The sequence below is a fragment of the Salmonella sp. SAL4457 genome (assembly GCF_046548235.1).
Classification (GTDB): Bacteria; Pseudomonadota; Gammaproteobacteria; order Enterobacterales; family Enterobacteriaceae; genus Salmonella; species Salmonella enterica.
This window is the reverse complement of record NZ_JBGDZO010001383.1, coordinates 1-234: the sequence shown is the minus strand read 5'-3', so window position 1 is coordinate 234 and position 234 is coordinate 1. Positions and strand designations below refer to the sequence as shown.

At 64.5% G+C, this 234-nt stretch carries 1 protein-coding gene; it reads right to left on the bottom strand.

The window, feature by feature from the left end:
- Window positions 1-49: 49 nt before the first annotated feature.
- Window positions 50-234, bottom strand: a 185-nt coding sequence (locus ACLJNW_RS28700; RefSeq protein ID WP_410962084.1) for an SRPBCC family protein, incomplete at its 5' end; no start/stop codon positions are given.

Genomic DNA, 234 nt, shown 5'->3' with positions numbered 1-234 from the left:
CAGTAACGCCTGTCGCTCCGGCAGCGCGTAGACCACCTCGACGGCGATCTCAGCCATAGAGTTGCTTGGCGCGCTGGCAGAACGCGTCGACCATGGTGTTGGCGGCCTGGGTGAACAGCGGCCCGAGGGTCGCCTTGACCAGCGGCCCGGCGTAATCGAAGGTCAGGTCGAGGGTGATCTTGCAGGCCTTCTCGCCAAGCGCCTTGAACTGCCAGACGCCATGCAGTTCGGTGA